Genomic DNA, 24,883 nt, shown 5'->3' on the forward strand with positions numbered 1-24,883 from the left:
CTCGAACGTAACTCAGCCCAGCGCGGATGCCGCCCCCTTGAACACCAGTCCGGCACCGAGCACCACCACGGCGAAGGCCGACCCCAGCGGGGCGGTCCGGCGCACCAGGGCCGCCATCGGGCCGGCCGTCCAGCGGGGGCGCCGGTCCAGGAGCCGGGTCATCCCGCTGCCCGCCTTGACCACGGCGTACCCGGCGGCCGTCAGGGTGAGCGCCAGCCCGACGCCGTAGGCGACGACGAGCAGCAGACCGAACCAGGCCTGCCCGAGTGCCGCGGCGCCGACGAGTACGACGACGGCGGACGGGCTGGGCACGAGGCCGCCCGCGAAGCCCATGAGGATCGTGCCGCGGAGGGTGGGTGCGACCGGATGGGAGTGGGTGGAGCCGCCGTGGGTGTGCTCGATCGTGTGGGGGTGGGAGTGCGGGTGGGCGTGGTCGTGAGGATGGTCGTGCTTGTGGTCGTGGTCGTGCTTGTGGTGGTGCTCGTGGTCGTGCCTGTGGTGGTGGTCGGGGGCGTGGCTGTGGCTCTCGTCGTCGTGGGTGTGGGTGTGGCCGCCGTGGGAGTGGCCGTGCCCGTGTCCATGGGTGTGCGCGCGGTTGCGCAGGGCACGGCGGAGCAGGCTCGCGCCCGCCAGGGTCACCAGGATGCCGCTGGCGACGCCGAGCCAGGCGATCACCGAGGGGGCCGCCGCCGAACCGGCCGTGACCAGCAGGCCCAGGGCGACCACCCCCAGGGTGTGGGTGACCGTCACCGAGGCGGCCATGGGCAGGACGTCCTTCATCCGGGCCTGACCGCCCCGGGCCGCCGCGGTCGCCGCCATGATCGTCTTGCCGTGGCCCGGGGCGAGCGCGTGCATCGCGCCGAGGACGACGGCGATCAGGAGGGCCAGCGCCGCGAAGCCGACGGTGAGGTCGTGCCGGGCGACCAGGTCGTCCAGGGCCCGCGTCCAGCGGTCGGCGCCCCGGGGCAGCACGGAGGCGGCGGGGGCGTCCGACTCCTCGTCGGACAGGGCCGGGCCGCCGGGGCGCACGCGCAGGGCGGCGGCCGCGGTGTCGGCCGGGGAGGAGAGCAACTCCTCGGGGTAACGGGTCAGTTCGGCCGACACCGACTTCTCCGGTACGTCCGAAGCGGCGAGTGTCATACGGTCGCCGCGCGCCGTGATCTCCCGCCAGCCCGGGCCTGAGGAGGCGCCGGCGCCCCGGAAGCCGAGGGACACGGTCTTCTCGGCCGACGGGCCCGACGGGAGCGGAGCGGTCAGCTCGCACTCCACGCGGAGGGTGTCGAGCCCGGCCTGTCCGGGCCGCACGCGCGCGTGGCTGCGCTCGGCGGTGAGGGCGGCGGTACGGCCGTCGACGGTGACCCGGCTGTCCGTGGCGGCCGTGGCACACCGCTCCCGGGCCCACATGGCCATGCCCAGCCGCTCGATCTCCGGCTTCGCCTGGGTGGCCGGGATCTCGGCGAGGTCCTCCACGTGGTGGACGCGGACTTCGCCGGGGGCGACGACCAGGCCGTCGTAGCGGTTGACGGTGAAGTTGCCCAGCGGGTGGGCGCTCGCCGAGCCGGCGGGCACGAGGGTCAGCGCGCAGGCGGCCGTCAGGACGGCGGCGCCGGACGCGAACAGTCGGCGCAGGGTCACCGGGAGCCCTCCAGGTCCTTGAGAGCGGCACGGGCCTCGCGGGCGCCCAGGGGCGAGAATCCGGGATTCAGGTCCAGGGCGGCCTTCAGGTGGGTGCGCGCCTCGCGGTCGTCGCCGGTGGCACGCTCGATGATCCCGCGGTGGTAGAGGAAGGCCGCGTTGCGGTAGCCGGTGGCGGTGGCCCGGCGGGCGTACGGCAGGGCCTCCTCGTCGCGGCCGTTGACGTGCAGGGCCCAGGCGAGGGCGTCGGCCGTGTGCACGCTGTGCCGGCGGTTCCACTCGGCACGGGCGGCGCGCAGGGCCTCCTTCTTGTCGCCGTGGTCGGCGGCGGCCATGGCCGTGTCGAGGTCGGCGTTGACACCGCCCGCGCGGGCGAGGGCCGTCCAGGCGTCGACGAGGGCGTACTGGTCGCCGGCCTTCGCCCGGTCGCCGTCGGCGCCGCGGTCCTCGTACAGCTCGCCGAGAGCGACGAGCGGGCCGGGCAGCGGGAAGCGGGCGACGACTCGCTCGAGACCCTCGACGGCGGCCGCCCGGTCGCCGCTCGCGGCCTGGGCGCGGGCGCGGCCCTCCAGGGCCGGGAGGTACTCCTCGTCGGCGGCGAGGGCACGGGCGTAGTGGCCGAGGGCCGTCTTGTACTCGCCCTGGTTCCAGGCGAGCTGGCCGAGCGCGGTGGCGACGTACGCGACGTCGGCGGGGGAGTCGGCCGTGCTCAGGGCGCGTTCCAGGACGGCACGCGCGGTACGGACGTCGCCGCGCAGCTCGTGCACGTACGCGTACCGCGTGAAGACAGGTACTCCGGGCCGCCTGTCGTCGGCCGTTCGAGCGGCCTGGGCGGCGTCGTCGTACCGCCCGAGTTCGACGAGGGCGTCGACCCGGCTGCACAGGGCGCGCTCGTTGTAGGGGTTCTGCTTCAGAGCCCGGTCGGCGTGGGTCAGGGCGCCGGTGAAGTCGTGCCGCGCCGCGGCGAGGGCGGCCCGGCCGGCCAGGGCCTGGTCGTTGTCCGGCTCCAGTTCGAGGGACCGCTTCAGGGCGCGTTCGGCCTGCGGGTACCGCGAGGGATCGCCCTTCGTACGGGCCTGTTCGACGTAGGCGACCCCGAGCGTGGCCCAACTGCCGAAGTCCCTGGGCTGCGCCCGGAGGTGCTTCTGCAGGGACACGATCCCCGAGTCGAGGTCACCGCGGGCCAGCACACCGGGCGCGAGGGCCCCGGACGCCGACACGGTATCGACACCGGTCCCCGTGGGCCCGCCCCCGGCACCGCCGAAGGCGACGGCCCCACCGGTCAGCGCGACGGCCAGCAGCGCGGCACACCCGGCCAGTTGGGCGGCCCGCCACCGCCGCCCCCCGTCGGCGGCACGCCGCACCGCGGCCACGCGCGGATCGACGCCGGGGGCGCCGGTGTCGTCGGCGGAAGCGCCACCACTGTCCGTCGCGGCGTCGGACCCGGGCTGCTCGGCGGCGAGAGCGCCACCGTCCGCCCCGGTCGAGGCCGTCCCGGGGCCGGATCGGGTGTCCTGCTCGTCGGAGGGTGTGCTGTCCGGCCGGGTGTCCGGGTCGTGGTCCGGCGCGGACCCGCTGACCCGCTCGTCAACCGGCGCGTGACCGGCTCGGGTGTCCCGCTCCTCGCCCGGTGCCTCGTCCGTCCGCCCATCGCCGGCCGGGCCTCCGCCCTGCCCGGTGTCCGGATCATCGGTCGAGTGCGGAGCCTGCTCCGCCGGAGCTTCCGTCCCCGCACCCGCGTCGGGGGCCGGTACGGACCGCTCCGGGGCGGGCTCCTGGTCCGGGCGCGGTCGGTCGTCGTCGCGCCTCTCCGGTGAGCTGTCCGTCGTACGCGGAGGCATGGCCTCTCCTCAGTCGGCTGTGCAAGTGCGGGTGCGGGTGCGGAACTGCGGGAGTCGAAGGCGCGGCCCGTGCCGTGGGGGATGGTGGGAACGGGCCGCGCCGGTCGGGGGAGCGGAGCGGGTCAGTACGCCCGGTTCCGCATGCGGCGCCACCACATCAGGGCCGCGCCGATCAGGACGATTCCGCCCGCCCCGGCCCCGGCGGACGCGGCGATCAGGCGCATGTCGTCGGAGCCCTGCGTGCCGGCCGGCTGGAGCGCGTCGCCCAGCTGGCTGCGGACGTCGTTGCCGCCGTCCACGCCCTTGGCGAGCGGGCCGCGCGACCCCTCGGTCGGGTTGGCCAGGTACGGGAAGTACTTGCCGAACTTCTTGTCGTTCTTGTCGACCGCGTCACCGAGGTCGTTCTTCGCGCCCAGCAGCTCACCCTCGACGACCTGCAGCGACGCGTCGATCACGTCGTCGGTGAGGCGACGGCCGTTCGGGAAGCCCGCGTTGTCACCGTCCAGGACACCGAGCCGCTTGGGCTTGGCGGCCGGCTTGATGGACGTGTTGAGGCGCAGCTGCTCCGACGGCGTCACGTGCGGCGGCTGGTTGAGGTCCTTGACGCCCTTCAGGAACACGTCGACCAGGTCGTTGCGCGGCTCGTCGGGCGCCGGGATCTTGTAGATCGCCTCGATGAGCTTGGGCAGCTCCGGGTTGGTCACGTTCTCCAGGAACTGGGCGTCGTCCCGCGGCGCGGACGCGTTGAACTTGTCCTTGTCCTTGAGCGGGTTGACGACCTCGTTCACCAGCGGGTTGCCGAGGCGCGAGACCTGGGCGTAGTAGCCCTGGGCGTTCTTGCGCTGCGTCGTCGACCAGACGCCGATGACCGGCTGCTCGTGCGACTCGGTGAGGAAGCTGTTGGGGACCTGCAGGGCGATCGAGTTGACGTTGTAGCCCTTGAGCGTGTCGTTGCCGACCTCGGAGAGGTTTCCGCCGTACAGCAGGTCGAAGACCCTGAGGTCCAGGAAGAACGGGTCGTCGGCCTGCCCGGCGAACGTCTGGGCACCCCCGGCGAGCTTGTGGACCGCCTGCTCGCGCAGGGTGTTGTAGTCCGGCATCGACGCCTTGCCGACGTTCGACGGCGCCACCGGGACGTCGTCGGCGACCTTGGTCTTCGACACCGCCTTCAGGTGCTTCAGCTTGATCAGCTCGAGGTCGTACGTCTGCGTGATGTTGAGGTCGGGGTCGTCGAGGCTCTCGACCGGACCCGTGTTGTAGAGGAACGTCTTGTCGTTCTTCGTGTGCGTCTTGAACGTGTACCGGAACAGCAGGTCTTCCTGCGCGTCACCGTTGCTGTCGATGCGCAGGTCGTACTCCGCGTCCTCGGCGAACGTGAAGAAGTTGGGCCCGCCGGCCGGTTCCTCCATCGGGATCCAGTTCGCGATGATGGTCGTCGTGTCCGGCTTGTCCGGGCTGACGAACGCGTACACGTCGGTGTTGTCGAACTGCGGGGTCCCCGAGATCAGCGGGGCCTCCCGGTGGCTGGAGGCGGCGGCCTCCTCAGGCGCCAGCGCGGTCACGCCGGCGGCGGCGAGCCCGCCGGCGGCCAGCGCACCACAGATCACGGTCGCGATGCTCCGGCGCCCCGCGCCGGTCCTGAAGGTAGGTGTCATGCCGTCCGTCCTCGGTGCCAACTTGCCTGACACACGCCATTCGGAGTGGCCGGCAGAGCGGATTGGTCGAATCTCAAACGTTCTTACGGCGCATCTGAGAAGTTGTTTCATCGCCGGGCGACCCGCGTTTTCGGCGCGCTGATCCGTAACCCCATCCGGAGGTGTGTGCGTTGCGAATGCCTCGTGTGAGGGGACAGGCCCCATGTGGCCTTGGAGAGGGGGACCGAGTGGAGGCGGACGAGCTGCTGCTGCTCGTGGCGAGTGGGAACCAGAAGGCCTTCGAGGAGCTGTACGGGCTGGTGTCCGGCCCGGTCTTCGGACTCGTACGGCGTGTGGTGCGCGATCCCGCCCAGTCGGAGGAGGTGGCTCAGGAGGTGCTGCTCGAACTGTGGCGCTCGGCCGCGAAGTTCGATCCGGGCCGGGGCAGCGCGATGTCGTGGATCCTCACCCTCGCCCACCGCCGCGCCGTCGACCGGGTGCGCAGCGCCCGTGCGGCCGGCGAGCGCGAGCAGCGCGAGGCGCTCCGCGCGAACCAGCCCGCCTTCGACCAGGTCACCGAGGAGGTCGAGGCCGGCCTGGAACGCGAGTGGGTGCGCCGCTGCCTGGACCGGCTCACGGTCCTGCAGCGCCAGTCGGTCACCCTCGCCTACTACGAGGGCTACACCTACCGTGAGGTGGCCGAGCAGCTCTCCCTGCCGCTGGGTACCGTCAAGACCCGGATGCGTGACGGACTGACCCGGATGCGCGAGTGCCTGGGAGGTGTGGCATGAGCCTCTTGCGCCGCGAGGACCTGCACTCGCTCGCCGCGCCCTACGCGCTCGACGCCCTGGGTCCTCCGGAGCGCGTCCGCTTCGAGAAGCACCTGAGGGACTGCGACCGCTGTGCCGCGGAGGTGCGCGCGCTGTCCGAGGACGCCGTCCGGCTGGCCTGGTCCACGGCCGCACCGGCCCCGGCCGCGATGCGCGACCGGGTCCTGGCCGCCGTACGGACCACTCCGCAGGACCCGGCACCGCAGGAGAGCGTGCGCGAACCGGCCCGCGCGCGTGCGACGCAGCTGCCGCCGCACGTGTGGGGCGCCCAGCCGCCGCCGCGGCAACGGCAGCGCCGCCGGATCCCGTTGTTCGTGCCCTTCGCGACGGCCACCGCCGCCGCGGCCCTCGTCGTCGCCTCGCTGTTCGCCGTTCAGGCGAACCGCACCCAGGACCGGCTCACCGCCGAACAAGATCGGTCACGTGAGATCGCCCACGTTCTGTCGGCCCCGGACGCCCGCGCGAGCAGCGGGCGGGACGCCAGAGGCCGAACGATCGGAGTGATCGCTTCCGCCACGGAGGGGGACGCTGTCGTCACGCTCGGCGGATACGGCGCCCCGTCGGGCGGCCGCGTGCACCAGTTGTGGCTCATGCGCCCGGGCGCGCAACCACGCTCCCTGGGTCTGTTCGAGGGCGACACGCCCCTGGTCGCGACGGGTCTCGGGGCCTCGGCGACGTCACTGGCCGTGACCGTCGAGCCCGCCGGCGGCTCGCCGCAGCCCACCACCCAGCCCATCGTCCAACTCGCCCTGAAATCTGTCGGATTCGGAGAGTGATCGAAGAGACATCGTCAACCCCCTTATGGGGAAGGTGAATCCTGTGACCGCGATACACGTGTGCCCGGCCGGGGCGATAGGGTTAACCTGCCCGGGCCGGGTGGACTCGTACGGGTGGGGAGTGACATGGAACAGATAACAGTGCGCAGCAGGGCCAGGGTCCCTGCGATCACCTGCGGAAGCAGCGCGACCAGTTCGCGCCTGGACCGCCATCTCTCGGTGCTGGGAGGACCCGCGGTCCCCCAGCGGGAGACGGTCGAGGCGACCTCGTTGATGCGTGAACTGACCGCGCGTCAGCCGCACGACCGCAGTGGCAGGGGCGCGCGCGTGCGCCGCGTCTCGCTCTTCGCGCCGCTGCGCCGGCTGCGTCGCTCGCTGTTCGGCGGCAGGTAGGGGCCCGCGCTCGGGCGGTCACACCGTCCTGGTGCGACGCTGCGCACTCGTCGTCCGTCATCCCCGCGGCACGCAGCGGCGCCAGGTGTGTTCCCGAGCGCGGTACGCCCCCTGTCGGTTGCCTCATCCCCGCCCGGCAGCGACTGGGGGCCCGCTCACCGCTCCCCGTGCGCGTACTGGCGCACGGCCAGCGGTACGAAGATCCCGAGCAGTACGGCGCACCACAGCAGTGACCCCGCCACGGGGTGGGCCACCGGCCAGGCCGCCCCGCCGGGCACGGGCGCGTTGCCGAAGAGGTCCCGCAGGGCCGTCGCCAGGGCGCTGATCGGATTCCACTCGGCGACCGTCCGCAACCAGTCCGGCAGTCCCCCCGTGGGGATGTACGCGCTGGACAGCAGCGGCAGCAGGAAGGTCGCACCGCCCAGCTGACCGGCCGCCTCCTCGTTCCGGGTGAGCAGGCCGATGTACATACCGGCCCAGGTGCACGCGAAGCGGAACAGCAGCAACAATCCCATGGCGCCCAGCGCTTCGAGCGGACCGCCCTCGACCCGCCAGCCCACCGCGAGTCCCACCAGCAGGAACGGCACCGTCCCGGCGGCCGTGACCACCACGTCCGCGGCGGCCTGCCCGAGCGGTACGGCCGTCCGGCTCATCGGCAGCGTACGGAACCGGTCGGTGACGCCCCGGTGGGTGTCCTGGGCCGCCTGGAACATGCCGGTCATGATCCCGCCCGCGGCGGTCGCCACCAGCAGGCCCGGCACGAGGAACGACCGGTACTCCTCGCCCGGCATCGCCAGCGCGCTGCCGAAGACGTAACCGAAGAACAGCAGCATGCTGACCGGCATCACCTGGGTGAGGATCAGCAGTCCCGGGTTGTTCCGCATCCGCCGCAACTGGCGGCCCAGCATCGCGGTTCCGTCGTGGGCCAGCATGCTCATGCGGCAACCTCCCTTTCTCCGGTGGTGGTCTCGGTCAGACGCAGGAACACGTCGTCCAGGGTCGGTGGCCGCAGGCTCACGTCGAGCAGTGGCACTCCCGCCGCGTCCAGCGCGCGCACCAGCAGCGGGAGGGTGAGCGTCGGGTCCTTGCTGACCGCGCCGACGGCGTTGCGCTCGTGGTCGAAGGACGGCTGCGCACCCGTCAGCCGGTCGAGCACGGCCGCGGCCTTCGTGAGCACGTCCGCGTCCGGCACGACGACCTCGGCGTGCGCCCCGACGAGCGCCTTGAGCTGCGCCGGTGATCCGGTGTGCGCGACCCGGCCCTTGTCCACCAGGGCGATGTCGTGGGCGAGTTGGTCGGCCTCCTCCAGGTACTGCGTGGTGAGCAGGACGGTCGTGCCCTCGGTGGTCAGGTCGCGGACGGCGTCCCAGATCAGGTTGCGGCTGGCCGGGTCGAGGCCGGTCGTCGGCTCGTCGAGGAACAGCACGTCGGGGCGGCGGATCAGGCTCGCCGCCAGGTCCAGCCGGCGCCGCATGCCCCCGGAGTAGGTGGAGGCCGGCCGGTCGGCGGCCTCGGCCAGGCCGAAGCGGTCGAGGAGTTCCGCGGTCCGTCCGGCCGGTCCGCGCACCCGGTGCAGCCGGCCGAATAGATGCAGGTTCTGGCGTCCGGTGAGGTCCCCGTCGATCGACGTGTCCTGCCCGGTGACGCCGATCCGGCCGCGGACGGCGGCGGCCTCGCGGACCAGGTCGTGCCCGGCGATCCGCGCGGAGCCCGCGTCCGGCCGCAACAGCGTGGTCAGCACCCGTACGGCTGTGCTCTTGCCCGCCCCGTTCGTCCCGAGGACCCCGCACACCGTTCCCTCGGCGACCGCGAGATCCAGCCCGCGCAGAGCGCGGACCTTCCCGAACCGCTTCTCCAGACCTTCACTAAGTACAGCGTACGTAGAAGTCATGCCTTGATCATAGCGCACTACGTACGCTGTACGTAACTAGGATGGTGGCCGAGGTGATGATCGATGGCGAGCCGAGCGGCCGTACCCGAAGTGATCTGGGCGCGCCCCGAGCGCACCGGCCGTGGGCCGAAACCGGCGTTCACCCGCGCCGACATCGCGGCGGCGGCGGTGCGGATCGCCGACGCGGAGGGCCTTGACGGGGTGTCCATGCGGCACGTGGCCGCCGAATTGGGCTGCGGCACGATGTCGCTGTACAACTACGTCCCCCGCAAGGAGGACCTGTACGAGCTGATGGTGGACGCCGTCGGTGCCGAGCACGAGATGTTCGAACCCACGGGCGACTGGCGCGCCGACATGCTCCGCAACGCGGCTCAGACGCGCGCCATCATGTACCGCCACACCTGGGTGCCGCGCCTGATGTCGGGGGCGTACGGCTTCAGCCCCAACACCCTGCGCTATCTGGAGCACTGCCTGGCCTGCCTCGAACCGCTCGACGTCCCGCCCGGCACGAAGACCGAGCTGATCGCGCTGCTCAACGGGGTCGTCACGACGTACACCGCGAACGACATCGCGACCGTCGAGCGCACCCGCTCCATGCCGTGGTCCGTGGAGGAGGAGAACGCGGTGCGCATGGCCTACTTGGGCAGCCAGGTGGCCACCGGCGCGTATCCGCGCCTGGCAGCGGCCTTCACGGCGCAGTCCGGGCCGGTCGATCTGGAGGCGGTGTTCCGGCGGGCGCTCGAACGCGTACTGGACGCCTTCGACCCCGACCTGCGCTAGACAGACACCGACCTGCGCCGGACAGCACCTAAAGCAGCGCGAGTTGCCCCTCCGGGCCCTCCTCGGGGCCGTCGAGGACGGAGGCCGGGCGGCGGGCCGACGCCGGGGCGGGGAGGACGCCCGCCTCGCGCAGCTCGGTCGCCGTGACGGGGTCGGGGATCGCCGACTCGCCCCGCTCGGGCCGGTCCTCGGCCAGCAGGGCCAGGACGGTGATCAGCTCCAGGAGTTCCGACGTCCAGGTCTGCGGCCAGACGGCGGGGCGGATCGCCGCGAGGGTGCCCGGCTCGGGGTCCGGGACCCGTGCCGCGAACCACTGCTCCAGGACGCGGACTCCGCCCACCTCGAAGTCCCAGGCCTGAAGTGGCACGGGGGAGATGCGGCCCTCGTCCAGCAGCAGGGCCTCCTCGTCCCGGTCGTAGCGCAGGGCCGCGGGCCGGGAGGGCAGTGGGGCGCGGACGTAGGGGCGGCGGCCGCCGGGAAGCTTCGGCCGCTCACCGTCGCGGCGCATCAGCCACAGCAGCCGGTGGCCCAGCTCCACGCCCTGCGCCCAGGCGCCGGCGTCGCCCGTGAGCGGGACGGTGAGGTCCGGGCGGGCCGTGGCGGCGATCCAGGCCAGTACGTCCAGCGGTGCGGGTGCGTTGCCCAGGCGCGCGTGCAGGAGCTCCAGCAGGCCGGGGGCCAGGTTCGGCTCCAGGCCGCCGGGGCGCCGGAACAGCGGGCGGACGCGGCCGGGGCGGAGCAGCGGGAGCAGCGACGTGACGACGAGGGACTCGGGTGTCTCCACCAGGAAGACCTGCCGCTCGTCCGCCACCCGCCACAGCTCCGGGCGGGCCGCGTCGATCAGCCGCTGGTCGGGGATCAGCCACTGCTCGTCGAAGGGCGCGAGCAGCACCCGCACCGGCTCGGGGCACGGCCCCGAGGCGCGGACCAGCTTCTCCGTGCCACCCGACCGGCCGGGCAGCTGACCGACCGCCGAGTGCAGGGTGCGCGAACGGCTCGGCTCGAACAGGGTCTCGCGGTCGGGTCCCTCGGCCTTCACCAAGGCGTCCCAGCGGGCCTTCAGGGACGCCGGGTCGGGGCCCGCCGGCCACCCCCGGCCGAGCCGCGGCGGTGCGACGGACCACGGCATGAGGTCCGCCAGCAGCGGAGCGTCGTCGTGCGTCACGCTGGGCATCGTACGGTGTGGCTTCGACGCGCGGGTCAGTTGGCGTCCAGGGTCACCGTGAAGGAGAAGCGGTCCCCCCGGTACTGGATGACGGCCACGTCCAGCGGCCGCCCCTCGGCGTCGTACGTGATGCCCGTGTAGTGCAGGATCGGGCTCAACAGCGGTACTTGGAGCAACTTCGCGGTCTCCGGGTCGGCCAGCCGGGCCTCCACGGTGTCCGTGATGCGGCTGATGTCCACCCCCACCACATCCCGCAGCACCTTGGTCATCGGCCACCGCACCAGATCGTCCAGGTCGATCCGCGCGGCCAGTTCCGGACGCACGTAGTTGCGGGCGTGGTTCGTCGGCTCGCCCGTCTTCTCGTCGCTCCGCAGCCGGTGGTACGTCGAGACCTCCGGCACGTCCGGGAAGTACTCGGCGAGTTCGCCCGGCACGGGGGTCGTGCCGTGGTCCAGCAGTTCGGTGGTCATGCCGGACTGCTGGGCCACGATCGCGTCCACCGAGCCGAGCAGCCGGACCGGCGCGCCCCGGCGCGCGTGCGGCTCGATGAAGGTCCCCCGGCGCCGGTGGCGCGTGATCAGCCCCTCGTCCTCCAGCTCCTTCAGCGCCTGCCGCATGGTCAGCACGCTCACGCCGTAGTGCCCGGCCAGCTGCTCCTCGGTGGGCAGGCGCAGCGGGTCCTGCGGCGAGCGGCCGAGGATCGAGGCGCGCAGGGACTGCGACACCTGGTACCAGAGCGGCAGCTTGCGGTTCAGGACGATCGAGTCCGGGGCGAAGGAGGTCACGGGCCATCCGTACCGGTAGGAAATGATCAGTGCAAGGGGCTGAAGTGCCGCTCCAGGCCCTGCCAGACGTCGTCGTAGCGCTGTTGCAGGTGTTCCGCCCGGGCCGCGTGCGGGGTGAGGGTCAGCGGCCAGCGGGTCTCGAACATGAACGCCAGGCCGTCGTCGATCTTCTGCGGCTTCAGCTCGGCGGAGCTCGCGCGGTCGAACGTCTCACGGTCGGGTCCGTGCGCCGACATCATGTTGTGCAGCGAGCCGCCGCCCGGCACGAAGCCCTCCGCCTTCGCGTCGTACGCGCCCTCGATCAGGCCCATGTACTCGCTCATCACGTTCCGGTGGAAGTACGGCGGCCGGAAGGTGTTCTCGCCCACCAGCCAGCGCGGCGCGAACACCACGAAGTCCGCACCGGCCAGGCCCGGGGTGTCCGACGGGGACGTCAGCACCGTGAAGATCGACGGATCCGGGTGGTCGTACGTGATGGTGCCGAGCACATTGAAACGGCGCAGGTCGTAGACGTACGGCACATGGTTGCCGTGCCAGGCGACGACATCGAGCGGGGAGTGGTCGTACGTGGCCGTCCACAGGTTGCCGCAGAACTTGTTCACCACCTCCACCGGGCCCTCGACGTCCTCGTACGCCGCGACCGGGGCGCGGAAGTCCCGGGGGTTGGCGAGGCCGTTGGCGCCGATCGGGCCCAGGTCGGGGAGCCGGAAGGGCGCGCCGTAGTTCTCGCACACATAGCCGCGGGCGGAATCATCCAGGAGTTCCACACGGAAGCGGACCCCACGAGGTACGAGTGCCACATGGCCCGGCTCCACATGGAGCAGGCCGAACTCCGTGCGTAGCAGCAGTCCGCCGCGCTCCGGGACGATCAGCAGCTCGCCGTCGGCGTCGCTGAACACCCGGTCCATCGAGGCGTTGGCCGCGTACAGGTGCACGGCGATGCCGGTGCGCTGCGTGGCGTCCCCGTTGCCGCCCAGGGTCCACAGGCCGGCCAGGAAGTCGGTCTCGGGTGCCGGGTCGGGCAGGGGGTTCCAGCGCAGGCGGTTGGGATCGGGCACGGTCTCGGTGAAGGGAGCGGTGCGGACCGTGCCGTTGTGGGTGCGGGTGAAGGCCGGGTGCGCCGCCGACGGGCGGATCCGGTACAGCCAGGAGCGGCGGTTGTGGGCCCGCGGCTCGGTGAACGCCGTACCGCTCAGCTGTTCCGCGTACAGCCCGAGCGGAGCTCGCTGGGGCGAGTTGCGGCCCTCGGGCAGTGCGCCCGGGACGGCCTCGGAGCTGTGCTCGTTGCCGAAGCCGGAGAGGTAGGTCAGCCCCTCGGCGGTCTTCCGCGCCTCTCCGCGTTCGAACCCGCTCGCGCGGGAGGTACCCCCATCGCCCATGATCGCTGCTCCCTTGCCGTCTGATTCCTATGTAACACCGTAGGATTGCGATTTCCCCGACGCAAGGGGGACGCGCGGGCCAGGGCGCCCTCCTCTCGACGGACGATGCGGAACCCGACTCCAGGACGATCCGCCGAGCCGGACGTGTGTTCTACGCTCCCCGGCATGTCGTGTACACGGGGGTTTCTCGCCGCGCTCGCGGTCTGTGCCCTCCTGGCCGGAACCGCGGGCTGTGGCTCCGGTGACGCCGAGGAGAACGGGGTGTCGCCCGCGCCGGTGGGACGGGTCCTGGAGGGCCGGGACCAGGAGGGGCGTCCTTATCGTGAGGTGGAGCGGAAGGGTGCCCCGGGCGTCGGCGTCGAGGTGCAGCCCGACGCGGGCGGCGGCTGGGACGTACGGCTCACGTTGCGGAGGTTCCGCTTCTCCCCGGCCGGAGCGGCGGCCCGGGCGGTGGCCGGGCGCGGTCTCGCGCACCTCTACGTGGACGGCCGTCTCGTCGCCCGGCTGCGCGCCTCCGGGTACCGTCTGGCCGACCGGCTGGTGCCGCGCGGCACGCACCACGTCACCGCCCGTCTCTACGCCGACGACGGCACGGTGTGGGCGGTGGACGGCGCCCCCGTGGAGAGCACGGCCGACATCACCGCGTCGCAGCCCGGCCCGGACCCGGCGCCGAGCGCGGACGTCCGTCGCGAGGTGCCGCCGCACACGACGGGCGCCCGGCAACGGACCAGGGGGCGAGGTTCACCGGACCGCGCCGGAAGGGCATCATGAAGCCCGTGCCCCACGCGACATCGCTCCGTCGTGCGCCCGTGCAGCGGCGCAGTGCCGAACGCCTGACCAGGATCCTCGACGCCTGCGCCGACCTCCTCGACGAGGTCGGCTACGACGCGCTGAGCACCCGTGCCGTCGCCCAGCGAGCCGGAGTTCCCATCGGCTCGGTGTACCGATTTTTCGGCAACAAGCGCCAGATGGTCGACGCGCTGGGTCAGCGCAACCTCGAGCGGTACTCCGCACGCGTCACCGAGCGTCTGGCGGAGGCCGGCGCGGGAGGCTGGCGCGTCGCCATGGACGCCGTGCTCGACGAGTACCTGGAGATGAAGCGCTCCGCGCCCGGCTTCTCCCTCGTCGACTTCGGCAACCAGATCCCCGTCGGGTCCCGCACCGAACCCAACCACCGGGTCGCCGACCGGCTCACCGAACTCCTCTCCGGCTATCTCGACCGCGAGCCCGACGAGGAGCTGCGCCGGGTCTTCCTCATCGCCGTCGAGACCGCCGACACCCTGGTGCACCTGGCGTTCCGGGTCGCACCGGAAGGGGACCAGAAGATCATCGAGGAGATGCGGGAGATGCTGCGGGCGTATCTGGCCCGGGTGCTCGACTGACGACCTTGCCCGCTGCCCGGCCCACCTTCTGCCCGGCAGGGGCTCCCCTCCGTGCATACCGGTCGGTATGCTCGCGGCGTCCGCGCGTCACCGCAGCCGCCGCCCCCCGGGAGGACCCGTGTCCCGCACCGCCCTGCGTATCTGCCCCTTGTGCGAGGCCACCTGCGGCCTGACCCTCACCATCGAGGGAACGCGCGTCACCCACGCCCGCGGTGACCGCGACGACGTGTTCAGCAAGGGCTTCATCTGCCCCAAGGGCGCCTCCTTCGGAGCCGTCGACGCCGATCCCGACCGGCTGCGCACCCCGCTCGTGCGCCGGGACGGCGAGCTGCGCGAGGCGACCTGGGAGGAGGCCTTCGACGCGGTCGCCGCCGGGATCCGGCCCGTGGTGGAGCGCTACGGACCGCACTCCGTCGGTGTCGTCCTCGGCAACCCCAATGTGCACACCATGGCCGGTGGCCTCTACCCGCCGGTGCTGCTCGCCGGGCTCGGCACCCGCAGCGTCTTCACCGCGTCCACGGTCGACCAGATGCCCAAGCACGTCTCCAGCGGACTGCTCTACGGCGACGCGTACGCCATCCCCGTGCCCGACCTCGACCACACCGACCATCTGATCCTCATCGGCGCCAACCCGCTGGAGTCCAACGGCAGCCTGTGCACCGCACCCGACTTCCCGGGCAAGCTCAAGGCCCTCAAGGCCCGGGGCGGCACCCTCGTCGTGATCGATCCGCGGCGCACCCGCACCGCGAAACTCGCCCACCGGCACATCGCCGTCCGGCCCGGCACCGACGCGCTGCTGCTGGCGGCGATGGCCCGGGTCCTCTACGACGAGGGCCTCGTCGAGCCGACCCCGCATGTGCGGGGCATCGAGGAAGTGTCCGACGCCCTGCGGGAGTTCACCCCCGAAGCCGTCGCCGAGGCCTGTGACGTCGAGGCCGGCGTCATCCGCGCCCTCGCCCGCGAACTCGCCGCCGCACCCACCGCCGCCGTCTACGGCCGCATCGGCAGCTGCACCGTCCCGCACGGCACCCTCGCCAGCTGGCTCGTCGACGTCCTCAACATACTCACCGGCAACCTCGACCGGCCCGGCGGCGCGCTCTTCCCGCAGGCCGCCACCGACAAGACGCCACGGCCCGCGGGTCCCGGCCGCGGCTTCACCCTCGGGCGCTGGCACTCCCGGGTGAGCCGGCATCCGGAAGCCAAGGGGGAACTGCCGCTCTCCGCCCTCGCCGAGGAGATCGACACCGCCACCGAGGAGGGCGAGCCGGTCCGCGCGATCCTCGCCGTCGCCGCCAACCCCGTGCTGTCCGCACCCGACGGAGACCGGCTCGACAAGGCACTCGACTCGCTCGACTTCATGGTCAGTGTCGACCCGTACCTCAACGAGACCTCGCGCCACGCCGACGTCGTCCTGCCCCCGCCCCCGCCCTCCCAGAGCCCGCACCACGACTTCGCGTTCAACACCCTCGCCGTCCGCAACCAGGTCCGCTACACGCGCCCCGCGGTCCCGCTGGAACCCGGCCGCATGGCGGAGACGGAGATCCTGGCCCGGCTGATCCTCGCCGTGACCGGCATGCACGGAGCCGAACCCGACGCCGTCGACCAGCTGGTCATCGGCCAGACGCTCGGCAAGGCGGTCGAGGACACCCGCTCGCCCGTGCACGGCCGCGACCCCCAGGAGCTCGCCGCCCAGCTCACCGGCGACAACGGCCCCGAACGACGGCTGGACATGATGCTCCGCCTCGGCCCCTACGGCGACGGCTTCGGCGTACGACCGGACGGACTCGGCCTGGAGAAGCTGCTCGCCCACCCGCACGGCATCGACCTCGGGCCGCTGCGGTCCCGGCTGCCGCAGCCGCTGAAGACCGGGAGCGGCGAGGTGGAGCTTCTGCCCGGGCCGATCGCGGACGACTTGCCCCGGCTGCGCGCGGCCCTGACCGAACGTCCCGCGGGACTCGTCCTGGTCGGCCGCCGGCACCTGCGGTCGAACAACAGCTGGATGCACAACGTGCCCGCCCTGACCGGCGGCTCCAACCGCTGCACCCTGCACATCCACCCCGACGACGCCGAACGGCTCGGCGTACGGGACGGGGAGCCGGTCCGGGTGAAGGGCGCCGGGGGAGAGGTGACCGCGCCGGCCGAGGTCACCGACGCGATCCGGCGGGGCGTGGTGAGCCTGCCGCACGGCTGGGGCCACGACCGCCCCGGTACCCGCCTCAGCCACGCCTCGACCGACCCCGGCGTCAACGTCAACCAGCTCCTCGACGGCCGGCTGCTCGATCCCCTGTCGGGCAACGCGGTCCTCAACGGAGTGCCCGTCGAATGCGCCCCCGCGGCCGAAAAGCTCGTGCCTCTGACCTGAGCAAAGCTGTGACCAGCAGTTTTGCGCTTATTGCTCGCACGTCAACGTCTTGTTAACGCTGCTTGACGGGACCTAACGTCTCGGGAACCGCCGGCCCTGGTGGGATGTTCAAGGGCGAACGTTAGGTATCCACTCATGCTGACCATCCTCGGCTTCGCCATGATCGCGACCTTCCTGGTCCTGATCATGATGAAGAAGATGTCGCCGATCGCGGCGCTCGTGCTGATTCCCGCGCTCTTCTGCGTGTTCGTCGGCAAGGGCGCCAAGCTCGGCGACTATGTCCTCGACGGCGTGACCGACCTCGCCCCCACCGCGGCGATGCTCATGTTCGCGATCGTCTACTTCGGTGTGATGATCGATGTCGGTCTCTTCGACCCGATCGTCCGAGGCATCCTCAAATTCTGTAAAGCCGACCCGATGCGGATCGTCGTCGGCACCGCGCTGCTCGCCGCGATCGTGTCGCTGGACGGCGACGGCTCCACCACCTTCATGATCACCGTCTCGGCGATGTACCCGCTGTACAAGCGCCTGAAGATGAGCCTGGTCGTGATGACCGGTGTGGCCGCCATGGCCAACGGTGTGATGAACACCCTCCCCTGGGGCGGCCCGACCGCCCGCGCCGCGACCGCGCTCAAGCTCGACGCCAGCGAGATCTTCGTCCCGATGATCCCGGCGCTCCTGGTGGGCCTGCTCTTCGTCTTCGGCCTCTCCTACGTCCTCGGCGTGCGTGAGCGCCGGCGGCTGGGCGTGTTGACGCTGGACGAGGTCCTGGAGGAGGAGAAGGAGACCGAGACGGTCCTCGTGGGTGCCGGCAGCGGCTCCGGCGACGGCAAGGTCGACATGCGCAAGGGCGCCACGGGTGCCACGGGCGGCGCGGCCGCCACCGGCGGTACCGGCTCCGGCACGGACGCCTCCGAGGACTCCGGCGACGACGGCTTCCAGGGCCTCGACCCGAACCGGCCCACCCTGCGCCCCAAGCTCTACTGGTTCAACGCTCTGCTCACCGTCGTCCTGCTGACCGCCATGATCATGGAGTGGCTGCCGATCCCGGTGCTGTTCCTGCTCGGTGCCGCGCTCGTCCTCACCGTGAACTTCCCGCACATCCCCGACCAGAAGGCCCGCCTGGCCGCCCACGCGGACAACGTCCTGAACGTCTCCGGCATGGTCTTCGCCGCCGCCGTCTTCACCGGCGTCCTCCAGGGCACCGGCATGGTCGACCAGATGGCCAAGTGGATGGTGGACGTCATCCCCGCGGGCATGGGCCCGCACATGGCGCTCGTGACCGGTGTGCTGAGCCTGCCGCTGACGTACTTCATGTCGAACGACGGCTTCTACTTCGGTGTCCTCCCCGTCCTCGCCGAGGCGGGTGCCGCGCACGGTGTCTCCCCGGTGGAGATGGCCCGCGCCTCGCTGGTCGGCCAGCCGCTGCACATGTCCAGCCCGCTCGTCCCGGCCGTCTACGTCCTGGTCGGCATGGCCAAGGTGGAGTTCGGCGACCACACGAAGTTCGTGGTGAAGTGGGCCGCCCTCACCTGCCTCGTCATCCTCGGCGCGGGCATGCTCTTCGGAATCATCTGACCGCAGCGTCGGACTGTCGTATGAACGTCATCGTGCGGCCCGGTGGGAACCGCGGCTGGCTGCTCCGCCTCGTCATCGCCTTCAGCTTCGCGCAGGGGGCGGTGTCGATGGCCCGGCCCGCCGTCTCCTACCGGGCCCTCGCGCTGGGCGCGGACGAGCGCGCGGTCGGTGTGATCGCCGGTGTGTACGCGCTGCTGCCGCTGTTCGCCGCCGTCCCCCTGGGCCGCCGTACCGACCACGGCCGCTGCGCGCCGCTGCTGCCGTTCGGCGTGGTCCTCATATCCGGCGGCTGCGCGCTCAGCGGCGTCGCGGACTCCCTGTGGGCGATGGCCCTGTGGAGCGGGGTGATGGGCCTCGGCCACCTCTGCTTCGTCATCGGCTCGCAGTCCCTCGTCGCCCGCCAGTCCGCGCCGCACGAGCAGGACCGCAACTTCGGTCACTTCACCATCGGGGCCGCGCTCGGCCAGCTGGTCGGGCCCGTGGCCGCGGGTGCGCTGATCGGCGGCGAGGACATGGCGGGCACCAGCACGCTCGCGCTCGTCGTGGCGGGCGGGGTCGCGGCGGTCGCGTTCACCTCGCTCTGGCGCATCGAGCACCGCCGTACGGCACCCGCGGCAGGGGCGGGGAAGGGCGACCGCGTCCCCGTCCGGGGCATCCTGCGCACCCGGGGCGTGCCGGCCGGCATCTTCATCAGCCTCGCCGTGCTGTCCGCGACCGACATCCTCACCGCCTACCTTCCGGTGGTCGGCGAGGACCGGGGCATCGCGCCGTCCGTGATCGGTGTCCTGCTCAGCCTGCGCGCGGCGGCCACCATCGCCTGCCGCCTGGTGCTGACGCCCCTGCTGCGGCTGCTCGGCCGAACCCTGCTGCTCACGGTGACCTGCCTGCTGGCGGCCCTGCTGTGCGCGGGCATCGCCCTGCCGGTGCCGGTGTGGGCGCTCGGCGCCCTGCTGGTCCTGCTCGGCTTCTGTCTCGGGGTCGGGCAGCCGCTGTCCATGACCACGGTCGTCCAGGCCGCGCCGGACGACGCCCGCTCCACGGCCCTGGCCCTGCGGCTGACCGGCAACCGGCTCGGCCAGGTGGCGGCGCCCGCCGCGGCCGGGCTGATCGCCGGGGTCGCGGGGGTGGCGGCGCCGTTCGTGATGCTGGGGGTGCTCTTGCTGGTCTCCTCGGGGGTCGCCGTGCGCTCGCCGGGGCAGCCGGGGGAGGAGGAGCAGTCGGGCGAGGAGGAGAAGCCGGACGAGGAGGAGCAGGCGGTCGCGGAGGACGGGGTGTGCTCCGAACCCCGCCGGGGCGGGACGCCGTTGCGCCGGAAGAGCGACATCTGACGCGTCGTGGGCGCTGCTCCGGCGTTTCCGGGTGACATGTGACAGATAGTCAGGTGACGAGATGTTTGTATGACAATCATCTGACTTGGAGGACAAGTCCATGCCCCTCGTACCCCTCGCGCGCCGTGCCGGCACCCGCAACGCCGTCCTCGCTGCCCTCACCCTCGCCGGGACCACCCTGAGCGGGGTGCCCGCTGTCGCCGCCCCGGGGGACAACGGGGACGTCAAGATCCACGCCGCCGAGACGGCCGCCGGTGATCGCCGCAACGATCCGACGGTGTGCGACTTCTACCTCGCCGCGTTCGACTTCGAGGGGGGCGAGACGGTCAACTGGACCATCCAGACCCTGCCCGAGGTACCGGCCGAGAGCGGTTCCGTCACCCTCGACGCGGCCGGCGCGGGCCGCTCCCCGCTCATCGACCTGCCCAACGGGCAGTACAAGCTGACGTGGCTCACCGACCGGGCGCACGGTGCGGGCAAGTTCAAGGTGTTCCAGGTCGACTGCCCGAGCTCCAAGGCCACGCCCACCGCCATCACCCCGGCCGGTGGCCCGCCCGCGGGTGGCGGCGGCATCGCCCGTGCCGAGGCCTTCACCCCGGTCGCCGGCGCCGCCGCCGTCGGGTTGGCCGCCGTCGCCGGGACGGTCTGGTTCCGGCTCCGCCGCCGCCCCGATGGCGCGGCGTAGGACGGCTTCCGCGGATCGCGCCGCTCCGATGGGACGGCGTGCCTCCTCCGGCTCGGGCACCCGGGCCGATTCGCGTCCGGTCCCTCCGGCCCGGGGCGACAGCCTCCCTGCAGCCGCCCCGGGGGCCGGGCGGGGCGGTGGATCCGGCGCGGGACCGACGGGGCGGCGTGGAGCGGGTTCTGCCGCCGGAGGGGCGGCGCGTGGTGGCGCGGGTCCTGCTGTTGGCGCCGGGGTGGGAGTGCGGCGCGGGGGAGGGGCGGGTTCCGGTGCTGCTGTCGGCTCGGGGGTGTGGCGTGGGGATGGGGCTGCCGGCAGGTCGGGGATGAGGCGTGGCGCGGGTTCCGCTGCTGGAGGGGCGGTGCGGCGCGGGGTGGGTGCCGGCGCCGGGGCGGGGGTGCGGCGCGGTGGTGAGGCGGATGTCGCCTGGGGTGTGCGGCGTGGGGCCGGTGGTGGTGGGGTGGATCGGCTTCGGACTCGGTCCGGTGGTGTCGTCGATTCGAGGGTGCGGCGCGGGGCCGGAGCCTTCGCCTCGCCGGGGGCGCGGCGTGGGGGCGGGCCCGGGGTGGTGCGGTACCGGCGGCGGGTGCGTCGGCCCTGGTACCGGACGCGGGCCTATCGACTGACCCGGACGCTCGTGGTGGGCTGTTTGCTGCTGGTGTGCGGTCTCTTCTGGGACCGGGGTGAAGAGCCGGGCGGCCACTCCGTGGTCGCGCTGTCGGACGACTCGCGTACCGACACAGCCGGCAGGCCCGGAGCGGACGTCACCCGGAGCCCTCGGCCCGCCCCCACCCGGGAACCCGCGTCCAACCCGACCCGGGCACCCGCACCCCGACCCCGTACGGCAACGCACCCCACCCCGCGCAGCGACAAGCCCGGGGCGCGGTCCAAGGGTCCCGCGACCGTCCGCCCCGGGGCAGAGCCCACTCGCACATCTCTCCGCCCCCTGCCCCCCTCCCGCGCCACCCGCCTCCTCATCCCCTACCTCCGCCTCGACGCCCCGGTCATGGGCCTGGGCCTCGACCGCGACCGCCGCCTCACCGCACCCCCGGAGGACGACCCCAAGCTGGTCGGCTGGTACGAGAACGGCGCCTCGCCCGGCGGGCAGGGCACCGCCGTCGCCGTCGGGCATCTCGACACGGACCGCGGCCCCGCCGTCTTCGCGGGGCTGACCGAGCTGGAACCCGGCCGCCTCGTGAAGGTCCGCCGTGCCGACGGACGGACCGCCGTCTACACCGTCGACGCCATCAGGTCCTACGAGAAGGCACACTTCCCCAGCCAGGAGGTGTACGGCGCCCGGAGCCGCCCCGAGTTGCGTCTGATCACCTGCGGCGGCAACTACGACCGGAGGAAGGGCTACTCCGGGAACCTCGTGGTCTTCGCCCACCTCACCGGCACCCGCTGACCCCGGCCGAACCGGGCCGTCCGCTTTCTCACCAGACGGACGGAAGCCCCCGATCCCGCCCGGTGTCTTCCCCCGGGCGCACACATTCCGTTAACTTCCGTGACCCACAGCCCCGTGCGACCCGTACGGGGCTCCCGGCCCGCGGAGCACCAGCGCCCTGAAGACCCCTCGGGGGCACCTCATGACACGCGCCATCTCCCTGCACGACGTGAGCAAGGCCTACACGCGAGGCGCCCGCGTGGTGGACCGGCTGTCGCTGGACATCACACCGGGCGAGTTCCTCGTCCTGCTCGGCCCGTCCGGCTGCGGCAAGTCGACCGTGCTCAGGATGATCGCCGGCCTGGAGGAGATCGACGAGGGCGAGCTGCTGCTCGACGGCGAGTACGCCAACGACCTGCCGCCCTCCGCACGGGACATGGCGATGGTCTTCCAGAACTTCGCCCTCTATCCGAACATGACGAGCCGCGCCAACATCGGCTTCCCCCTGCGCATCGAGGCCCCGAACACCGACCCGCGGCCGCGCGTGGACGCCACCGCCCGGCTGCTCGGCATCGAGGACCTCCTGGACCGCCTGCCCGGCCAGCTCTCCGGCGGTGAACGCCAGCGCGTCGCCATGGGCAGGGCCATCGCACGCCACCCCTCCGCCTTCCTCATGGACGAGCCGCTGTCCAACCTCGACGCCAAGCTCCGCACCCACCTGCGGGCCGAGATATCCCAGCTCACCCAGGAACTCGGCGTCACCACGGTCTACGTCACCCACGACCAGGCCGAGGCCATGTCGCTCGGCGACCGGGTCGCCGTGCTGCGCGGCGGCGTGCTCCAGCAGGTCGACAGCCCGCGTGTGGTCTACGCCCTTCCCGGCAACGTGTTCGTCGCCGCCTTCATCGGCACCCCGCGCATCAACCTGCTGCGCGGCCTGGTGCGCGCCCCGCTGGACGGGGCGATGACCATCAGCCTGGGCAAGCAGTTCCTGCGCCTGCCCGAGCCGCTCTCCCTGGACCACCAGCTGCTGCGGGTCCAGCAGGGCCGCGAGGTCATCGTGGGGCTGCGCTCGGAGGCCGTCCGGATCGCGAAGCACTCCTCCGCCCGTCCCGGCGAGGTGCCGCTCACCGGCCTGGTGGAGCACGTGGAGTTCCAGGGACACGAGATCCTCGTCCACTTCGACACCGGCTCCAGCCCCGCCGTCGTCCCCGAACTGGAGGCGCCGCGACCCCGCCCCGGCCGCCCCGCCCGGCGCCGCCGGCGCGACGGCTCGGTCCTCACCCGGCTCCGGGAGCGGACCGGAGCCGGACGGGCCGGACCCGTGATCGCGGTGGACCGCCCCGAGGCCGCCGCACCCGCGACCGCCGAAGTCCGCCTGCCCGGCGACCTCATCGTCCGCACCACTCCGGACCTGACCCTCCGCCACGGCATGCAGGTACCGCTCCTCGTGGACCTCGCCCACCTCTTCGTCTTCGACCAGCACGGCGACCGCATCTGTCCGCATCCGGACCGCCTGCCCGACCTGGGGGAGTGAGGAGCGGCACATCCGGACGGGGCCGTCGGCGTGCTCTGATGACCGGTGGCGTCTGGCGCCGGAAAACTATCGCCGCTAGTTTATGTGCCGGACGACTACGCCCCGCCCCGGAGGAAGCGCGATGAAGGCACACGACGGCATGTACATCGGGGGCGCCTGGCGCCCCGCCGCCGGCCAGGACGTGATCGAGGTCGTGAACCCGGTCGACGAGCAGGTCATCGGGACGGTCCCGGCCGGCACCGCCGAGGACGTCGACACCGCCGTACGGGCCGCCCGTGCCGCCCTCCCCGGCTGGGCGGCGACCCCGCCGGCCGAGCGGGCCGCGCGCCTCTCCGCGCTCCGGGACGTGCTCGTGGCCCGCGCGGACGAGATCGCCGAGACCGTCACGGCCGAACTCGGCTCTCCCCTGAAGTTCTCGCAGACCGTCCACGCGGCCGTGCCGATCGCGGTCGCGGGCTCCTACGCCGAGCTGGCCGCGACGTACGCCTTCGAGGAGAAGACCGGGAACTCGGTCGTGCACCACGAGCCGGTCGGTGTGGTGGGCGCGATCACGCCCTGGAACTACCCCCTGCACCAGATCGTCGCCAAGGTCGCCCCGGCCCTCGCGGCCGGCTGCACGATCGTGGTGAAGCCGGCCGAGGACACCCCGCTGGTCGCCCGCCTCTTCGCGGACGCCGTGCACGAGGCGGGCCTGCCCGCGGGCGTCTTCAACCTGGTCACCGGCCTCGGACCGGTCGCGGGACAAGCCCTCGCCGAGCACCCGGACGTCGACCTGGTCTCCTTCACCGGCTCCACCGCCGTCGGCCGGCACATCGCTGCGATCGCGGCCGGCGCCGTCAAGAAGGTCGCCCTCGAACTCGGCGGCAAGTCCGCCAACGTCATCCTCCCGAGCGCCGACCTGGCCAAGGCGGTCAACGTCGGCGTCGCCAACGTCATGTCCAACTCCGGGCAGACGTGCAGCGCCTGGACCCGGATGCTCGTCCACCGCGACCGGTACGACGAGGCGGTCGAGCTCGCCGCGACGGCCGCCGCCAAGTACGGCGACCGCATCGGCCCGGTCGTCAACGCCAAGCAGCAGGCACGGGTGCGGGGCTACATCGAGAAGGGCGTCGCGGAAGGCGCCCGCCTGGTCGCCGGCGGCCCCGAAGCCCCGCGCGAGCAGGGTTACTTCGTCGCCCCGACCGTCTTCGCCGACGTCACCCCGGACATGACCATCGCGCAGGAGGAGATCTTCGGCCCGGTCCTGTCGATCCTCCGCTACGCCGACGAGGAGGACGCCCTGCGGATCGCCAACGGCACGGTCTACGGCCTGGCCGGCGCCGTCTGGGCCGGTGACGAGGCCGAGGCGGTGGCGTTCGCGCGCCGGATGGAGACCGGCCAGGTCGACATCAACGGCGGCCGCTTCAACCCCCTCGCACCCTTCGGCGGCTACAAGCAGTCGGGTGTGGGCCGCGAGCTCGGGGTGCACGGCCTGTCCGAGTACCTCCAGACCAAGTCCCTCCAGTTCTAGTCCCAGCTCTA

21 protein-coding genes are annotated in these 24,883 nt (G+C 72.6%); 13 read left to right on the forward strand and 8 right to left on the reverse strand.

Annotation, left to right across the window (positions count from 1 at the left end; all coding sequences use genetic code 11):
* Positions 1-12: 12 nt before the first annotated feature.
* The 3 genes from ABZ016_RS36010 to ABZ016_RS36020 all read right to left on the reverse strand — a co-directional run bounded on the left by ABZ016_RS36010 (position 13) and on the right by ABZ016_RS36020 (position 5,131).
* Complete coding sequence (locus ABZ016_RS36010) at positions 13-1,635, reverse strand: nickel transporter (protein WP_356920933.1); 1,623 nt, start codon at positions 1,633-1,635, stop codon at positions 13-15.
* The gene (locus tag ABZ016_RS36015) at positions 1,632-3,476 is read right to left on the reverse strand and encodes a tetratricopeptide repeat protein (RefSeq protein WP_356920934.1); all 1,845 of its coding nucleotides are present in this window, start codon (positions 3,474-3,476) and stop codon (positions 1,632-1,634) included. Before ABZ016_RS36015 ends, ABZ016_RS36010 begins: the two co-directional genes overlap by 4 nt.
* A 122-nt stretch (positions 3,477-3,598) precedes the next feature.
* The gene (locus ABZ016_RS36020; RefSeq protein WP_356920935.1) at positions 3,599-5,131 is read right to left on the reverse strand and encodes a DUF4331 domain-containing protein; all 1,533 of its coding nucleotides are present in this window, start codon (positions 5,129-5,131) and stop codon (positions 3,599-3,601) included.
* A 227-nt stretch (positions 5,132-5,358) separates the two neighbouring features.
* On the opposite strand from ABZ016_RS36020, the gene ABZ016_RS36025 reads away from it, so the two are divergent.
* The 3 genes from ABZ016_RS36025 (at position 5,359) to ABZ016_RS36035 (ending at position 7,109) form a co-directional block, all read left to right on the forward strand.
* On the forward strand, positions 5,359-5,901 hold the full coding sequence (locus tag ABZ016_RS36025; protein WP_356920936.1) for a sigma-70 family RNA polymerase sigma factor: 543 nt from the start codon (positions 5,359-5,361) through the stop codon (positions 5,899-5,901).
* Positions 5,898-6,716 carry an anti-sigma factor gene (locus ABZ016_RS36030; RefSeq protein ID WP_356920937.1) on the forward strand — a complete coding sequence of 273 codons (819 nt, stop codon included), beginning with the start codon at positions 5,898-5,900 and terminating at the stop codon, positions 6,714-6,716. Before ABZ016_RS36025 ends, ABZ016_RS36030 begins: the two co-directional genes overlap by 4 nt.
* Positions 6,717-6,842: 126 nt before the next feature.
* Positions 6,843-7,109, forward strand: coding sequence for a hypothetical protein (locus ABZ016_RS36035; protein WP_184562045.1), 267 nt, complete (start codon positions 6,843-6,845; stop codon positions 7,107-7,109).
* Positions 7,110-7,264: 155 nt separating this feature from the next.
* Here the strand turns inward: ABZ016_RS36035 and ABZ016_RS36040 are convergent, their stop codons facing one another.
* Positions 7,265-8,047: an ABC transporter permease gene (locus ABZ016_RS36040; RefSeq protein ID WP_356920938.1), complete on the reverse strand. Its 783-nt coding sequence runs from the start codon at positions 8,045-8,047 to the stop codon at positions 7,265-7,267.
* The gene (locus tag ABZ016_RS36045; protein ID WP_356920939.1) at positions 8,044-9,000 is read right to left on the reverse strand and encodes an ATP-binding cassette domain-containing protein; all 957 of its coding nucleotides are present in this window, start codon (positions 8,998-9,000) and stop codon (positions 8,044-8,046) included. Before ABZ016_RS36045 ends, ABZ016_RS36040 begins: the two co-directional genes overlap by 4 nt.
* 63 nt (positions 9,001-9,063) lie before the next feature.
* On the opposite strand from ABZ016_RS36045, the gene ABZ016_RS36050 reads away from it, so the two are divergent.
* Positions 9,064-9,780 carry a TetR/AcrR family transcriptional regulator gene (locus ABZ016_RS36050; protein ID WP_356920940.1) on the forward strand — a complete coding sequence of 239 codons (717 nt, stop codon included), beginning with the start codon at positions 9,064-9,066 and terminating at the stop codon, positions 9,778-9,780.
* A gap of 28 nt (positions 9,781-9,808) precedes the next feature.
* Here the strand turns inward: ABZ016_RS36050 and ABZ016_RS36055 are convergent, their stop codons facing one another.
* The 3 genes from ABZ016_RS36055 to hmgA are packed head-to-tail and all read right to left on the reverse strand — an operon-like array spanning position 9,809 to position 13,109.
* Positions 9,809-10,954 (reverse strand): type ISP restriction/modification enzyme, encoded by a 1,146-nt coding sequence (locus ABZ016_RS36055; RefSeq protein ID WP_356920941.1) that lies wholly within the window; start codon positions 10,952-10,954, stop codon positions 9,809-9,811.
* A gap of 26 nt (positions 10,955-10,980) precedes the next feature.
* The gene (locus tag ABZ016_RS36060; protein WP_356920942.1) at positions 10,981-11,730 is read right to left on the reverse strand and encodes a GntR family transcriptional regulator; all 750 of its coding nucleotides are present in this window, start codon (positions 11,728-11,730) and stop codon (positions 10,981-10,983) included.
* 26 nt (positions 11,731-11,756) lie between these two features.
* On the reverse strand, positions 11,757-13,109 hold the full coding sequence (gene hmgA, locus ABZ016_RS36065) for a homogentisate 1,2-dioxygenase (RefSeq protein ID WP_356920943.1): 1,353 nt from the start codon (positions 13,107-13,109) through the stop codon (positions 11,757-11,759).
* A gap of 165 nt (positions 13,110-13,274) precedes the next feature.
* On the opposite strand from hmgA, the gene ABZ016_RS36070 reads away from it, so the two are divergent.
* The 9 genes from ABZ016_RS36070 to ABZ016_RS36110 all read left to right on the forward strand — a co-directional run bounded on the left by ABZ016_RS36070 (position 13,275) and on the right by ABZ016_RS36110 (position 24,872).
* The gene (locus ABZ016_RS36070; protein WP_356920944.1) at positions 13,275-13,880 is read left to right on the forward strand and encodes a hypothetical protein; all 606 of its coding nucleotides are present in this window, start codon (positions 13,275-13,277) and stop codon (positions 13,878-13,880) included.
* A complete protein-coding gene (locus tag ABZ016_RS36075) occupies positions 13,877-14,491 on the forward strand; it encodes a TetR/AcrR family transcriptional regulator (RefSeq protein ID WP_356920945.1) in 615 nt (204 codons plus the stop codon). The genes ABZ016_RS36070 and ABZ016_RS36075 overlap by 4 nt, the downstream gene beginning before the upstream one ends.
* 118 nt (positions 14,492-14,609) lie before the next feature.
* The gene (locus ABZ016_RS36080) at positions 14,610-16,853 is read left to right on the forward strand and encodes a molybdopterin oxidoreductase family protein (RefSeq protein WP_356920946.1); all 2,244 of its coding nucleotides are present in this window, start codon (positions 14,610-14,612) and stop codon (positions 16,851-16,853) included.
* A gap of 135 nt (positions 16,854-16,988) precedes the next feature.
* Entirely contained in the window at positions 16,989-18,431 is a 1,443-nt protein-coding gene (locus ABZ016_RS36085; RefSeq protein WP_356920947.1) for a citrate:proton symporter, read from the forward strand.
* A 32-nt stretch (positions 18,432-18,463) separates the two neighbouring features.
* Complete coding sequence (locus tag ABZ016_RS36090; protein WP_356920962.1) at positions 18,464-19,759, forward strand: MFS transporter; 1,296 nt, start codon at positions 18,464-18,466, stop codon at positions 19,757-19,759.
* A 100-nt stretch (positions 19,760-19,859) separates the two neighbouring features.
* Positions 19,860-20,444 carry a hypothetical protein gene (locus ABZ016_RS36095; RefSeq protein WP_356920948.1) on the forward strand — a complete coding sequence of 195 codons (585 nt, stop codon included), beginning with the start codon at positions 19,860-19,862 and terminating at the stop codon, positions 20,442-20,444.
* Between the two features lie 637 nt (positions 20,445-21,081).
* Entirely contained in the window at positions 21,082-21,846 is a 765-nt protein-coding gene (locus tag ABZ016_RS36100) for a class F sortase (protein ID WP_356920949.1), read from the forward strand.
* Between the two features lie 181 nt (positions 21,847-22,027).
* Complete coding sequence (locus ABZ016_RS36105; protein ID WP_356920950.1) at positions 22,028-23,362, forward strand: ABC transporter ATP-binding protein; 1,335 nt, start codon at positions 22,028-22,030, stop codon at positions 23,360-23,362.
* 121 nt (positions 23,363-23,483) lie between these two features.
* Entirely contained in the window at positions 23,484-24,872 is a 1,389-nt protein-coding gene (locus ABZ016_RS36110) for an aldehyde dehydrogenase family protein (protein WP_356920951.1), read from the forward strand.
* Positions 24,873-24,883 lie beyond the last annotated feature (11 nt).

The organism is Streptomyces sp. NPDC006372 (genome assembly GCF_040612515.1).
Classification (GTDB): Bacteria; Actinomycetota; Actinomycetes; order Streptomycetales; family Streptomycetaceae; genus Streptomyces.